Source organism: Psychrobacter sp. 1U2, assembly GCF_051847575.1.
Genome location: NZ_JBPYDC010001667.1, coordinates 1 through 546 on the forward strand (window position 1 = coordinate 1; position 546 = coordinate 546).

At 36.3% G+C, this 546-nt stretch carries 1 protein-coding gene; it reads right to left on the reverse strand.

All coding sequences use genetic code 11. The features are described 5' to 3' along the window. Positions 1–546, reverse strand: a 546-nt coding sequence (locus tag ACS8FD_RS23775) for a hypothetical protein (protein ID WP_439277661.1), incomplete at both ends; no start/stop codon positions are given.

The window sequence follows — 546 nt, forward strand, 5'->3', positions numbered from 1 at the left end:
CAGGGACCTTGAGTACTTTAGTACGTCCGTTTAAGTCGCCTGTCACTGGGAATGCCATGCTGTAGATGGATTGCTTTTTGCCTTCATCGTCATCAAGGTAGACGCCAATAGATTGATTAACATCAGCTTTAATACCTGATTCAATACCTGAGCTGTCGGTCTTATGAGGTTTGATGTTGTTCTTGTACTCAAGATGATAGGTTGTGTTGGGTAGTGGTTTTCCTGTGTCGCCTTCGACTAGTTTTATGTTAAAGGTGACTTCGTCTAATAAATTATCTGTTTTTGTAGTTTGCTCTTTATCTTCAGCGCTTTCAATGTTTTCTAGTTGACTTGAGTTAGTGACAGGTGAAGTTGGCGTAATAGTTGTATGAGGTATCGTTGTTGTATTAAATTTACATTCATAATCTTTTAATGTAACCCTTTTAGGCTTACCATCAGTAGTGATCTTAGTCTTACATGATGCTTCATCAACAAAAAATTCAATAGTTGATTTTTTTCTAGCATGTATATCAGGTATTTTACCTTCGTTATTAGTTACATATTCTT